The sequence below is a fragment of the Xenorhabdus taiwanensis genome (assembly GCF_036512875.1).
GTDB lineage: Bacteria > Pseudomonadota > Gammaproteobacteria > Enterobacterales > Enterobacteriaceae > Xenorhabdus > Xenorhabdus taiwanensis.
Genome location: NZ_AP028978.1, coordinates 2,566,394 through 2,578,310, shown reverse-complemented (window position 1 = coordinate 2,578,310; position 11,917 = coordinate 2,566,394). Strand labels below are relative to the sequence as shown.

The window sequence follows — 11,917 nt, the reverse complement described above, 5'->3', positions numbered from 1 at the left end:
CGAGTGAAAAGATTTCATCTTGGTAATTTTTAATGACTCGCCTGATTGCTTGCCTCTGTTCCGTCGTCAAAGAATGCCAGATTGCAATAATAGACCCATTGGTGTGACCATTTTATTAGGGACTCGTCGAACACTGAGGCAGTAGGTTTTTGTATTCTTACGTTAATATCAGATGTACGCTTTGGCGGAGTACATGAAATATCATCCAAGATCACTCTTGCAACTCCCGTTCTGTCACGAATGATAATATTGTTGTTATACAATTCCATTCATTCACCTATTAAAACAAAAAAGGCCACTTAAGTGACCTTGTGCAAAATAATTATTTTCCTATTCACCAAGTGAGTAATCCGTTGGAGTGTAAATTTGAAATTTGCCACTGATTCTGGATACCTTTATTGAATTAGGGCAACAAAAAACCCCGCCGAAGCGAGGTAAAATGTCTGAAGTGATAAACCCATGATAACACTATGCCATTGTTCTTCATCTGTCGAGAAAAGCCAATAAGCTACGTGACATAGCTATCACTTTCATCACAATATACTGTCTTTTGTAATTACGCAACCTGATTGATGCAGGGCAAACGAGTCTAAATTAACCAATTAATTTTTTTGAGGTACTTTTGTTCATTTCAGTACGTTATTAATGGCTGGTTGTGGTTTATCATGGGTTTTCCATCAGTATAATTTAGACCCGTTTGCCCTGCTTCATGATCCACCCAATATTGTATAGAAAAATTATAGAGATTTAGAAAGACACTACTAGACTTCGATAGATGAGGGATTTGGTGATTTGGTTGATTTTATTGGGGTTAATGGATTTGAGTAGACTATGAGAGATGTTCATTTGGCGCCCCCTGCAGGAATCGAACCTGCAACTAGCCCTTAGGAGGGGCTCGTTATATCCATTTAACTAAGGGGGCTTTTTACTGCTCTATTTCATTTTGTGTCGAGCTGTTTGCATTTTATCTCTTTCTAACTGTTTTAATCAAGTTTTTTACCTTTATTTGTTTTGATTTATTCCTGCTTGTTTTTGGTTGTAGTTGGTTCGTTCACTTGCCATTGTGTACAGATTGAGTACATAATCATACTTCATCTTGTGTACAGGTTATAGATATGGCATTGAGCGACACCAAACTTCGTGGCATCCACAATAAGCCCTATAAAGGCAAACCTGAGCTAACCGATGGTGACGGTTTAAGTGTCAGGATCACCCCAAGTGGAACTATAACATTTCAACACAGATATCGCTGGAATGGCAAACCTGTTCGTCTGACTGTTGGTCGTTATCCTGAGGTGTCGTTAAAAGATGCCAGAGTGGCAGTAGGTGAAATGCGCTCATTGTACACAAAAGGACTTGATCCAAAAACGTATTTTTCTCGTTCAGAGGGTGAGGCAACCTTAAAAGATTGTCTTGATTATTGGTGGGATAAGTACGCATCTACGCTAAAACCTAATACTCAGATACTTTATAAGTCAGTCGTGTACAACACGATGTACACACAATTCTTGTGTACACCAGTGGCCAGCATACCTGTATCATCTTGGGTTAGATTTTTCGATAAACAGGAAAAGGGAAACCCTAAAAAAGCTAGGGTGCTTTTAACTCAATTACGTTCGGTTGTTAATTGGTGTATAGGTAGACAATTTATTCCATCATGCGAGGTCATGAAACTTAGCCTGAAAAACATAGGCAAAAAACCGGACACCGGTAGTAGAGTTTTAACTTACAGGGAACTAGCCAGGGTCTGGCTAGCACTGGAAAATAATAAGATAGTTTCTTCTAACAAGGTATTGCATCAATTGCTTTTGTTATGGGGGGCTCGTCTTTCTGAGCTAAGGCTTGCTACTGCCAGCGAGTTTAATATGGCTGATTTGATCTGGACGACTCCAGCCGCTCACTCGAAAATGGGCAATGTAATCAGGCGACCTATATTTGGGCAGGTGATGCCATACATAGAACGACTATTAAGTATGGGGAATGATATTTTATTCCCCGGACAGGAATTGGATAAAGCTATAGACAGGTCGTCAGCAAACCTTTATATGAACAAGCTAAGGAAGTCTATCGATATACCTGAATGGCGTACACATGACTTTAGACGTTCTTTGGTGACAAATTTATCAAGTGAAGGGATCGCACCCCATGTCACCGAGAAGATGCTGGGGCACGAATTGGGTGGGGTAATGGCTGTGTACAATAAGCACGATTGGATTGAAGAACAAAAAGAGGCGTATGAGCTATATGCAGATAAAGTATTCTGGCATATTAGGCAGCTCAAGAGCGGTTGACTCCGCCATTATCTAGCCACTCACGTATAGCTGAATAGCTGTATCGGGCGGGGTGACTTAGAACGGGTTCAGGAAATCCATGTTTTTTCCTGAGCCGATATACTGCCGTTCTCTTCTTTCCTAACATATCAAAAACCTCTTTCTCTTCAATTAAATCTTTATCCATCCTTCATCTCCTTTCGAATAACTCGCACATAATACGCCAGCACTGATTTAGCGCTGAACTTCATGTGGTTGAGTGGTTTAAATTTGGGGTGTATTTATCGAGAATTGCGGTAACTGCGATATCGTCGTATTTGGGTAAATTTCTGAGTTCTTTTAGGCAATCCCTCGCCACCTTCCTTCTTGCGTTCTCGAATTCGTTAGTCATCGGTAATAGTGGTTTTTATTTCCGAAGCTGGGAATTCAGTATCGCTTAACGCATCTCGGATGATTTCGGTGATGGAATAAATTAAATATTCATCAGATAATTTTTCATCATCATGAAAAGAACAAAACTCTTTTGCTGATTTACGGGGTATTTCAATGGTTATTTTTGGTATGCTCATGCTATTTTCCTTATTTCGTTATTACCTATATTGAATAGGCGTTCTTTGTCTACAGTGGTTATTAACTTGCGCGGAGTAATAAATGGCCGCCATATTAAAAACATGGAACCTTTTGTATTCCTGCTGCCTTTTATTTTTAAGTCTGCTGGAATAAATGAAATCCTGCCACCTGTTATTAATCTGACCTCATCCGCTGTTTCTCTTGCCAATTTAAACCAGCCCACAGAGGTATCAGAAGGGACTAACATCACGACTGGTTGTAATTGTTTCTGGCTTTCGATAGCCGCTTTCACTACCCACGGCGTAATATTAGAATAGGGTGGATTGCAGAAAATAGAACCGTAGCTCACCCAATCACATTCCAGTGCATTATCTCGTTCCGTGAGGTAATGGGTGCACAGGGTGTTTTGAGCGGATGCAGCCGCATCAAGGGTAAATTTAAATTCGAGGTTGAGCGCTTTAAATAACGGAAGTGGGGTTTGCCAGAGGTCGCGGAATTGTTTTGGGGTATTACTGCCTCCGAAATCGCTCATAATCCTCCCCGCACTCTCTGCTACAAAATGCTCCGTGTGTTGCTGGCTCTGTCTCACACCATCGACACATACCGTTAATACTGGTTAGTGCTGGTGGTCGGTTCTGGAGGGCATGAGATATATTCAGCTCATTTAATTCATTCGCTGCGTCGATAATATCCATGTTATTTCTCGCTATTTGTTGGAGTGGCGATAGAGAGGTATAATATCTTCAACTCCCATCCAATCTATTTCCTGTGGATTAATTTCGCTAATCTCATCATGCAGCTCATCCATACTTCTAATCTTATATTTCCACGCCACAGGCTCCATATTTTCATATTCAGCGAGCTTTTCTACGGCTTTACATATTTTGATTATATTTTCTGGCGATATCGCTAAATCAAAATCAGTGACCTTAATTGCCAATGTATCTTTTGATTCATCATTATCTGACCTAATGAAAATAGAATATTCTGACAATACTGCTTCACTGCGCTTTTTCATTTCCCGCGCCAATTCAATCACATCATTGTTCATTTCTGGTTCTCCTTACATGTTTCCCATCCAGCTTTAAATGCTTCCCAATAATTCTGGGCTGGCATGTTAAAATAATTTCCATTACTATCTTTTTCTAATGCATTTTCAAAATAACGAAACTCAGTTAAAAGAAATTTCTCAAACGCTTCTCTGCATAAATCTGAATTAGTCATTATCATCACCTGTATATTTAATTTTACCTGTCAATATTCCATCAATTAATGTGCGCATTTCCCAGCACCAATAAAATGACTCGACATAAACAGATAATTTCCCGTGGTCATGTTGCTTGCGCTGAATAAACCGTTCCGCAGCTTCACGGGTTAAATGTGTATTTACTGTTTTGTAGTCGTATTTCCAATAGAAAATATATGAGTCCTCTAATACAAATATTATGCACTCAGCTTTTTCTTTATCAGATAGATCCCACCAATCAGACAAATATTCCTCTTGTGCGTAATTAAATATTTCCTGTTTCTTTTCATCATTTAAACGAGCTAATACGCCCTCTAGGGAATAATATCCTTTATCATCATAATATATTCCCACTTCGTCATCCTCAGAGCCGGTTACCCTAACTCGTTCTCTAACTGTAAATGATGGGTACGCCGTAAAATGCCGATCAACCCCTGCACCTTTGTGTTGATATTCTAGGCGCTTAACAAAATCATCCCATGTTTCACGGGATAATTCGCCGCCGTCTGCCAGTGATGTAAAATCAGTCATCATTTAAACTCCCTGCATATATTCGCTGCCCGTTCGCACATATCAGTATCAAACCAGCCGAAGTGACATTGGCTGGGGCTAATTTCCAGTTGACTTGCTAACCATTGATACGCCTCCGTGCGTTCTAAATTACGATTTCTAACTACATCATCGAAATACCGATGAGCCGATGCTCTGGCTCTTCGTGTCTTTTTATCCGCCAGTGACCCCATCGGGATATCCGTTCCCGGATGAATACTGACACGCGCACCACATGTCCAGCAGTGATACAGCCACGGCCATCTGCTGTCATGGATACGTTTAAACACATTCAGGTGATGCTCAATCATCACGTGTCTGCCACAATATCGGCAGTGGGTCGGAATGGGATAGGGGTCATTGACTCTCTGAATTGCTCTGGGATTTGGGTTCCACGGCGTGAACTGCATATATCCTCCCGTATTTTGGTTATAATAATCCTCCCGCCGCATAGCAGCGTAGTGATAGGGTTGGGGTTAAAATAGGTCTAACTAAAATATTTCGCAGGATTCAGAGCAGGAACCGGTATCAAATTGTTTGGCTGCAACCATTTCTCGGTAGAGGTTTTGATAATCTGTATTTGAATACATTCGGGCTATGCCATCTAATGACAAATTCCCTCTATACATTATTTCTTTAGGTGTTTTTCTATGACCATCCCTAACATGCTTCCCTTTAATGCAGTATTCTTCAAATACTCTTTTCATCATTGGTTCATCTTGACAGGCTAATCCTAGTTTTTTACTGCTTTTTTTGATGCAGAACATGCAATTACCTAAATGCTCCGGTGTTGTTAAATCAAATAATTGTCCTTTCCACCAATCTAAAATATCCTGCTTGTCAAAGTCAGAAATATCCGCCAGATAGCTCACCCCATCCTTGCGGGTTAATCTCCGTGGCTCATCCGCGCGAATACCAATCCATGTCTGATAATTACCCCGTCCAAAATGGTCATTGCAGTAATCCCGAAATGGCCTCAATTTCAGGCGGTCAGTGCAGAATGCCCCGCCGATATATGGCGTCCCATATTTTTTCACCATTTCCGTGAACGGTTTTAATATAGGCATCCGTGTCTGGATATCTTTCGGTTCCCAAATGATATAACCATTGGATGCGCCGAGTTGAGGATTGATATCAGCCTGTAATACAACTAACGGAATATCCCAGAAATTTACAACATTCCTGACAAATTTGTAGGTAAATGGGTGCTCCGCCCCTGTATCCATAAATACATAGCGAACATCCTCACCTTGTTTGCGGCGCTGCTCCATGAGATATACGAGGTACGCCGATGTCCTGCCACCAGAGAAACTGACAACATTGATCATGGTTATGTCCTAAATATGAGGTGGGGAATTTATTCAGCGCGTATTACGCAATTGGTATGGTTAGGATATTCGACAGTGATTTTTTTAATCAGAGCATCCTGCTCGGTTTTGCTCATCCTGAGCCATTTATCATATGTGCATAAATTAACTATGTGAGTAGGGGCCCGTGTATTGGGCGGCTCATAGATGTAGAGGTATACATTCTGATCATTCATTGGAGGTTCCTATTTGGATTGCCGAATGGTGTTAGAACGGTATGTCATCGTCAAAATCCACAGGTGGCTGGCCTTGTGGTTGTCGTGGTACTTCCAAGAACCCATTTGATTGTTGCCCTGAATAATGTTGAGCGTTTATTTTGCGTTCGTCCTTATCTTTCAGATTTGCAACCATTTTATCGATAGTGGTAGAGGGTAAACCCGCTACTTTTTCGGTAATGGTCTGGCGAGTATCAGGATAGAATGGGATACGGATATCCATTCCGTAAGTATCATCACCGTTATTTTTCGTCCTGAGTATTTTTTGTAATACCAACCCAACTCGCTTACCTGTGAATTCAGGTGCAACTATATTGTTGACTGAAACCATATGGCTTGTGACCTGACGGACGCCACAGCATCCCATAATGGCCTGCACCATACTTTGACCAAATGGATTAGCTGAGCCATCTTTCTTCTTGCAACAAATACTCAGATAACTGACCTTTCGCCCGTCATCTGCCTCGCCAGAGAACTCAATAAATTCTGCGCCATGCTGACTCTTAGTCAGTTTTGCCTCGCTAATGGTAATGACATACGCGCCGCTTTCGTTTATAAAACCTCCTTGTCCGGCACTCATTGCTGATTCTTGGTCATAGGTGAAAATTATATTATTCATGCTGCTACCTCATTTGTTGTGCGGGTTTCAATTCCGTAGTATTCACATATAGCGTCATCTACGGTTTTCAGATCGTTTTCAATTTCTGAGCTATCAAATAGCCCCATTGGTGATTTAACTGTGTCGAACCCGTTGTTTTGGGTCGTAAATAGATATTGTCCATCCCTGACGAGGGTTTTTAGTACGATAGTAAACATCCCTTCGACCGTGATTTTTTCATCTAGCATCTTGCCGATGGTTTTCATTTTCACCTTACCCATCTGGGTTTCTTCCGTGTGTGATAGGAAGTAAACCCGTAAATTATCCGGTGTCTTGCTGATTGCTGCGTTGATCACGTTCCATGCGTGAGAGCCTATTTCAGTGAATTTATCGAAGGATTTTTCTTCCGAACGGCGCATAAACTCATTCGCCATGAGGTATTGAAAATCGTCAACGATAACAACTGATTTCCCATATTTAGCAGCTCCCTTAATGACAGCTATGATTTGTTGCCAGCTATCTGTGGAGCAAATAGCACCGTCGGGATTGTCTTTATTAAAAGGCTTCCATGTTGCGGAGCGAAACGGCAATGGCTTCCTGACCGTTTGGATTAGCAACGTTTCTTCCGTGTTTAGGTTGCGTAAACTGGCACTTTTTCCTGTGCCAGACTCACCGAGGATCAATGTTGCAGTTCCCATATCTGACTACCTCACTAACCAATAATTGATGGTGAATTCAATATCAGGATCAATGTCAGGCTGCTTTAATAACCACGCAAAATAGCTGGGGTTATCTTTTTTAACCTCTTCAAATGTCATACCTTTGTGCTTGCCAAACTTGAACCTGTGCAGTAATGAGGGCTGGTTGCTAATATCCAGCATTTCATTATCAGTCCAACCCGATTCATCCTTGATACGTTTAAATAGTGCTGCTGTCACTATGCAGTCATATAGCGCCCTGTGCGCATGTAACCCATCCGGTACAAAAACATCCAGTTTTAGTACATACCGTAGATATTGGTTGCTGTGACTTTCCATGTCAGGCCATAACCGTCTTGCTAGTTTTAGGGTGCAGAGAAACGGCGCATCCATTTCTGGCATCATCCGTGAATCAAAAGCGGCATTGTGGGCAACCAGAAAATCCGCCCCTTTGTATTTATCAATGACATCAGTAATAGATGGAAATCCCGTTACCATTTCATCCGTAATATGATGAACAGCCATTGCGCCAATTGAGATGGGTTTTAAAGGGTCTACAAAATGGGATTGTTTTTCAATGTAATTGATGATGTTGTCCACAATATCAATACTGGCTATTTCAACAATCCCGCTGTCCATGTCACATGTTTCTGTGTCTACTACTCTATAAATCGTCAATTTTAATCTCCTGTCCAGATACCACCATGACGGCGGTTAGGTGAATCACCACGATAGAAATCGTGTTCCGTGTGATGAGTCGCGTGATAATTCCGCCATGCTTGTCGTTCCTGTTCGGCGCGTTGCTCTGCCATGTGTTGTGGCAGCGGGGGGTGATTTAATGCGGCGTAATGATTGATGTTTCGTATCCGCTCTGCTTTAACCTGTTCTGCTATGGGCAGCACGGCGGGGTGAGAGGTATTACTGGTAATGGCGGCTACTAATTCCCTGAGATATTGTTGCCGCTCTGTCGGGTCTTTCGGCACGTAACACCCTGTCGAGCGCCGATAATACCCGTTCACGTGAAATCTCCCGCGAAATCTTGAGCACTGGCTGGCAATCCCTCCATACCCAACACCTCTCTCTTGTATTCCAGCTCCCTGTGTTCGGCTATTTGTTCGTCCGTATATTTACGTTTCTGCTGCTCATTCTGAGCACTGTAGGGGTTGTAATCGAATCTCATGCGACCCTCCGTTGCATTTTTCCCAGCTCCTCCATGAGGCTATCTACCAAATCCCTATCTGTGAGGTATTCAGCTAACTCATTCATTCCCCACTGACCGCTATCCATGCGTTCAGCCATCGTGCATTCCATCCCAACTTTACTGTATTGGTCAGTGGATATTTCAACGCAGTTTGATGCGTGCTTGATAACAGCATCATCGTAAAGTCTGATTTTCATTGTTCGTTACCTCCCATAGCTTCGCTTGAGTATTTCCATAGCCAGCCACCAAACGTCTTCACAACGCAGGTTACAGGCCATCCCTGCCAGTTCTTGAGCCTGACATAGAAGACGTTTATTTATTTTCATGATTGATTATCTGGCGATAAGTAGAGTGAATATGACCGCTAGAATTGAGAGAGTGTAGTAATAGAAACTATCGGGGATCATTTTAAATCTGCGTGAATGTGTTTAGGCATTATTTATCCTCCAGTGGCATTGCGCCGTCTTCTGGGTAATCAGTGCAATAAATAGCTTTTCCAATATATCTGGAACCGTTTATATCTTCTATTTGTAATTTATCACATATAGTGTATTCTTCATTCAATCTATTTTCTTCAACTTCCTCATAAGATATACCAACCATATCACATGCATATTGTATTTGTTTAATTGTTAGCGTTATTCTACTCATTATTTACTTTCCTATATTCAGGTAATAAAAAGCCCCGCATTGGCGAGGCTGTTATTTAGTTGCACTAGCTTTTATTTATAAAATGGAACCCCATCATAAATACATACTATTGGTGGATATAAAACAAATGCAGCTAATATTAGACACAATATTTTACCACCTATCTTTTTTACTACTGTACATGCTGCTATAACTAAAATAAACCCAGCAATAGCGGACGGCCAACCTAATATATTTCCAGCCAATACAACGTAAAACAAGTGAATGGTTTTTATTACTGTTAATATATCTTCCACACATATTCCCTCATGAGCCCATTGTCGAATCCATGAATATATCAGAGTAACTCACCACAGCCCACTCGGAAATGAGCTGGAGTTAGTCAACTGAGAGCCGCCCATTTACGATAACATGCGCGTTGATTCCAACATAATTGCGTCAAACTACGACGAATTTCAGAGCGCGGGGCATGAGACACAGCCCGCCCGCGATAATATTCAAAAGATTCTTTACATTCAGCTGCAAATTTCATTGGTGTAGTCATATTTATACCCTCACTATTAGTTATTATTATGCCTGCATATTTAACCACCTCAGACGGCAGTGGTTTTCACTGTACCTCTACAGTGAGAAATCGGTTAATATCTTCTCACCCCTACAAAAGTGAGAATAATTAGATGCCTATTAGTGCCACGTGGAATATCGTTAAAGATATATCCAGTATTGGTAAGAAGATTTTTGATAAAAAAGTCAGTGACGAAGTGAGAAAAGAAATTCAAGAAATGATTGATAAATCATCCGAACTATACGATCGAATTGTCGCTCTTGAGGATGAACGACAGGCGAACAGACAACTTATCTCTGAGCTTCAAGAAAAAATCAATCGTACCAAAAATTTTAAGCGTGAGTTTAAGCAGTATAAACCACACCAGCTTGAATCGGGTGCGCTTGTTTATGTTTATGACACGATGATTCATTCCAACAAGCCACTTCACTATATATGCACAAAGTGTGTCGATGGTTCTGTAATATCGATACTTCAACCTAAAGATGTTTCTTGCTATGAATTGATTTGTCATGAGTGCAACTCAAATTATGTCATGAGACAAAAAGTTAACGGCTTCTTTGCTGTATCTCGAAATTCTAACTCTCAATAAGTTTTGAAAAGCCTTTCGCCAAACTTTCAGCCAGATTTTCCAGTCTGGCTGTTTGCTTCTCCTTGTACTCATCACTAACTAAGCCTGCTTCACGAATAGCAATTGTTTTATACACTTCAATAGCTGCTGTTCTGGCGTCATCCGACAAATCTTTAAATTTCATTATTATCTCCTGTCATTTAACATCTCGCTGTTACTGTTGTTGATTTGATGTGCCTGCTTTTAACCACATCAGGCGAGGTGGTTCTGCTACTCCCCAGCAACAAAATCGTTTATAATTCAATCTCCCCAGCAAACAAAAAGGACAAATAATGACCACGCCATCAGAGAGGCAAGATATGATTATCCGCGCAATGAATGACAGAGAGTATTTAATGAGTCCGATAAGCACTGAAAAATTTCAGTATCTTACTGATGAGCTTGGTGAGGAAAAATTAGCGAAAGATCTGAGTTACCTTCAATCTATTGGATTAGTTCAATTAGGTGCGGTTGAGATTGGCACTACCGATGATGAGCCTTATTCATTTAATCTTAACAAGATGGCATTAACTGCTGCGGGTGTTGACTATGCCAATATGGACACCATCGGAAATAAAATCAACACGGTAACTATCAAGATTCACCAAAATACCCTTGAGCAGATTGAAACCATTATTATGTCTGCTAATTTGCCTGAGTCAGAAAAGAAAACCCTTTTGCAATTGGTGAAAGAAAAGGGTGCTGAATCTGTTGTTGGCAAGTGTGTTGATACACTATTTGCTAATGCTAGCGCTGCAACACAAGTTCTTTCTGAGTTGGCGAAGAGTGTATTCTAAACCCTCGCAGTCACCCCGCCCGACTCCAGACGACGGCGGGACTTGGTTTTGGTTGAATAGAGGGCGACTTCTGGTAGGCAGCAGTTGTTGAAACTAGGTTCTTGCGGCTCATCGCCTTTAACCTGAATAATCAGACTGGCTATTACATTCACATTCGCGCTGTCGGATTGTTTACGTTTGAGCGTTAATACCTTGCGTGGCTCAGTTTCAACGCCGAATGCCTTATCAATGATATTTTCCAGTGTTTTTATTTCAGACTGACGGATATTTTCTTCTAGACGATGACGGGTCATTAAATTGCCGCGTTCCAGATGGCGCTGCATTTTGGAACTTAAACGACCAGTCTTAGATAAAACAGTGATACGTTCCATTTGATTACCCCTAATTAGTAATTTTTGGGGCGCAGTTAATAAACTGAGAGGCTTTTAATATTTGCACACCTCCAAATGAGTTGCACAAACTTTCCAGACTCACTGTGTCTATCCTTAGACTCTGCTAACCACGCCCCAAAAATCACTTTGGGAAGGGACTCTCCACACGGGCGGAGCATTCATTGTAGGTATTGCTTTGGTATCGAATC

General features: G+C 41.2%; 23 protein-coding genes and 1 tRNA gene. 3 read left to right on the top strand and 21 right to left on the bottom strand.

All coding sequences use genetic code 11. The features are described 5' to 3' along the window. Nucleotides 1-29: 29 nt before the first annotated feature. Together ACE1SE_RS11660 and ACE1SE_RS11655 are read right to left on the bottom strand one after the other, a co-directional pair. Complete coding sequence (locus tag ACE1SE_RS11660) at nucleotides 30-269, bottom strand: hypothetical protein (protein ID WP_374051045.1); 240 nt, start codon at nucleotides 267-269, stop codon at nucleotides 30-32. A 578-nt stretch (nucleotides 270-847) separates the two neighbouring features. Further along, nucleotides 848-922, bottom strand: a tRNA-Arg gene (locus tag ACE1SE_RS11655). Between the two features lie 193 nt (nucleotides 923-1,115). Here ACE1SE_RS11655 and ACE1SE_RS11650 point away from each other — a divergent pair. Beyond that, a complete protein-coding gene (locus tag ACE1SE_RS11650) occupies nucleotides 1,116-2,291 on the top strand; it encodes a tyrosine-type recombinase/integrase (RefSeq protein ID WP_374051044.1) in 1,176 nt (391 codons plus the stop codon). Here the strand turns inward: ACE1SE_RS11650 and ACE1SE_RS11645 are convergent. From ACE1SE_RS11645 to ACE1SE_RS11565, 17 genes are all read right to left on the bottom strand, one after another. Then, nucleotides 2,278-2,457, bottom strand: a complete 180-nt coding sequence (locus tag ACE1SE_RS11645; protein WP_374051043.1) for a helix-turn-helix transcriptional regulator — start codon at nucleotides 2,455-2,457, stop codon at nucleotides 2,278-2,280. The genes ACE1SE_RS11650 and ACE1SE_RS11645 overlap by 14 nt on opposite strands. Before the next feature lie 196 nt (nucleotides 2,458-2,653). Next, on the bottom strand, nucleotides 2,654-2,839 hold the full coding sequence (locus ACE1SE_RS11640) for a hypothetical protein (protein ID WP_374051042.1): 186 nt from the start codon (nucleotides 2,837-2,839) through the stop codon (nucleotides 2,654-2,656). Further along, nucleotides 2,836-3,372 carry a phage N-6-adenine-methyltransferase gene (locus ACE1SE_RS11635; RefSeq protein WP_374051041.1) on the bottom strand — a complete coding sequence of 179 codons (537 nt, stop codon included), beginning with the start codon at nucleotides 3,370-3,372 and terminating at the stop codon, nucleotides 2,836-2,838. Before ACE1SE_RS11635 ends, ACE1SE_RS11640 begins: the two co-directional genes overlap by 4 nt. Before the next feature lie 174 nt (nucleotides 3,373-3,546). Beyond that, nucleotides 3,547-3,891: a hypothetical protein gene (locus ACE1SE_RS11630; RefSeq protein WP_374051040.1), complete on the bottom strand. Its 345-nt coding sequence runs from the start codon at nucleotides 3,889-3,891 to the stop codon at nucleotides 3,547-3,549. Further along, complete coding sequence (locus tag ACE1SE_RS11625) at nucleotides 3,888-4,064, bottom strand: hypothetical protein (protein ID WP_374051039.1); 177 nt, start codon at nucleotides 4,062-4,064, stop codon at nucleotides 3,888-3,890. Before ACE1SE_RS11625 ends, ACE1SE_RS11630 begins: the two co-directional genes overlap by 4 nt. After that, entirely contained in the window at nucleotides 4,057-4,620 is a 564-nt protein-coding gene (locus ACE1SE_RS11620; RefSeq protein ID WP_374051038.1) for a hypothetical protein, read from the bottom strand. The genes ACE1SE_RS11625 and ACE1SE_RS11620 overlap by 8 nt, the downstream gene beginning before the upstream one ends. Beyond that, the gene (locus ACE1SE_RS11615; protein ID WP_374051037.1) at nucleotides 4,617-5,045 is read right to left on the bottom strand and encodes a zinc-finger-containing protein; all 429 of its coding nucleotides are present in this window, start codon (nucleotides 5,043-5,045) and stop codon (nucleotides 4,617-4,619) included. Before ACE1SE_RS11615 ends, ACE1SE_RS11620 begins: the two co-directional genes overlap by 4 nt. A gap of 81 nt (nucleotides 5,046-5,126) precedes the next feature. Further along, nucleotides 5,127-5,963, bottom strand: coding sequence for a phosphoadenosine phosphosulfate reductase domain-containing protein (locus tag ACE1SE_RS11610; RefSeq protein WP_374051036.1), 837 nt, complete (start codon nucleotides 5,961-5,963; stop codon nucleotides 5,127-5,129). Nucleotides 5,964-6,209: 246 nt separating this feature from the next. Continuing rightward, nucleotides 6,210-6,836: a DUF669 domain-containing protein gene (locus ACE1SE_RS11605; RefSeq protein ID WP_374051035.1), complete on the bottom strand. Its 627-nt coding sequence runs from the start codon at nucleotides 6,834-6,836 to the stop codon at nucleotides 6,210-6,212. Next, nucleotides 6,833-7,513, bottom strand: coding sequence for a DEAD/DEAH box helicase family protein (locus tag ACE1SE_RS11600; RefSeq protein WP_374051034.1), 681 nt, complete (start codon nucleotides 7,511-7,513; stop codon nucleotides 6,833-6,835). Before ACE1SE_RS11600 ends, ACE1SE_RS11605 begins: the two co-directional genes overlap by 4 nt. A 6-nt stretch (nucleotides 7,514-7,519) precedes the next feature. After that, complete coding sequence (gene exoX / locus ACE1SE_RS11595) at nucleotides 7,520-8,185, bottom strand: exodeoxyribonuclease X (RefSeq protein WP_374053657.1); 666 nt, start codon at nucleotides 8,183-8,185, stop codon at nucleotides 7,520-7,522. Nucleotides 8,186-8,193: 8 nt separating this feature from the next. After that, entirely contained in the window at nucleotides 8,194-8,532 is a 339-nt protein-coding gene (locus ACE1SE_RS11590; RefSeq protein WP_374051033.1) for a hypothetical protein, read from the bottom strand. Next, nucleotides 8,529-8,693: a hypothetical protein gene (locus tag ACE1SE_RS11585; protein WP_374051032.1), complete on the bottom strand. Its 165-nt coding sequence runs from the start codon at nucleotides 8,691-8,693 to the stop codon at nucleotides 8,529-8,531. Before ACE1SE_RS11585 ends, ACE1SE_RS11590 begins: the two co-directional genes overlap by 4 nt. After that, a complete protein-coding gene (locus ACE1SE_RS11580) occupies nucleotides 8,690-8,911 on the bottom strand; it encodes a hypothetical protein (RefSeq protein ID WP_374051031.1) in 222 nt (73 codons plus the stop codon). The genes ACE1SE_RS11585 and ACE1SE_RS11580 overlap by 4 nt, the downstream gene beginning before the upstream one ends. Nucleotides 8,912-8,917: 6 nt before the next feature. Next, nucleotides 8,918-9,040, bottom strand: coding sequence for a hypothetical protein (locus ACE1SE_RS11575; protein WP_374051030.1), 123 nt, complete (start codon nucleotides 9,038-9,040; stop codon nucleotides 8,918-8,920). A 109-nt stretch (nucleotides 9,041-9,149) separates the two neighbouring features. Further along, on the bottom strand, nucleotides 9,150-9,365 hold the full coding sequence (locus ACE1SE_RS11570) for a hypothetical protein (RefSeq protein ID WP_374051029.1): 216 nt from the start codon (nucleotides 9,363-9,365) through the stop codon (nucleotides 9,150-9,152). Nucleotides 9,366-9,436: 71 nt separating this feature from the next. Next, nucleotides 9,437-9,661, bottom strand: a complete 225-nt coding sequence (locus tag ACE1SE_RS11565; protein ID WP_374051028.1) for a hypothetical protein — start codon at nucleotides 9,659-9,661, stop codon at nucleotides 9,437-9,439. A gap of 381 nt (nucleotides 9,662-10,042) precedes the next feature. Here ACE1SE_RS11565 and ACE1SE_RS11560 point away from each other — a divergent pair, with 381 nt between their 5' ends. Continuing rightward, entirely contained in the window at nucleotides 10,043-10,522 is a 480-nt protein-coding gene (locus ACE1SE_RS11560) for a hypothetical protein (protein ID WP_374051027.1), read from the top strand. On the opposite strand, the gene ACE1SE_RS11555 is transcribed toward ACE1SE_RS11560, so the two are convergent. Next, on the bottom strand, nucleotides 10,509-10,685 hold the full coding sequence (locus ACE1SE_RS11555) for a hypothetical protein (RefSeq protein WP_374051026.1): 177 nt from the start codon (nucleotides 10,683-10,685) through the stop codon (nucleotides 10,509-10,511). The two genes, ACE1SE_RS11560 and ACE1SE_RS11555, sit on opposite strands and share 14 nt — an antisense overlap. Nucleotides 10,686-10,833: 148 nt before the next feature. Here ACE1SE_RS11555 and ACE1SE_RS11550 point away from each other — a divergent pair, with 148 nt between their 5' ends. Continuing rightward, nucleotides 10,834-11,337: a hypothetical protein gene (locus tag ACE1SE_RS11550; RefSeq protein WP_273572386.1), complete on the top strand. Its 504-nt coding sequence runs from the start codon at nucleotides 10,834-10,836 to the stop codon at nucleotides 11,335-11,337. Here ACE1SE_RS11550 and ACE1SE_RS11545 read toward each other — a convergent pair. Continuing rightward, nucleotides 11,334-11,708: a transcriptional antitermination N peptide gene (locus ACE1SE_RS11545; RefSeq protein WP_374051025.1), complete on the bottom strand. Its 375-nt coding sequence runs from the start codon at nucleotides 11,706-11,708 to the stop codon at nucleotides 11,334-11,336. The genes ACE1SE_RS11550 and ACE1SE_RS11545 overlap by 4 nt on opposite strands. Nucleotides 11,709-11,917: the final 209 nt, after the last annotated feature.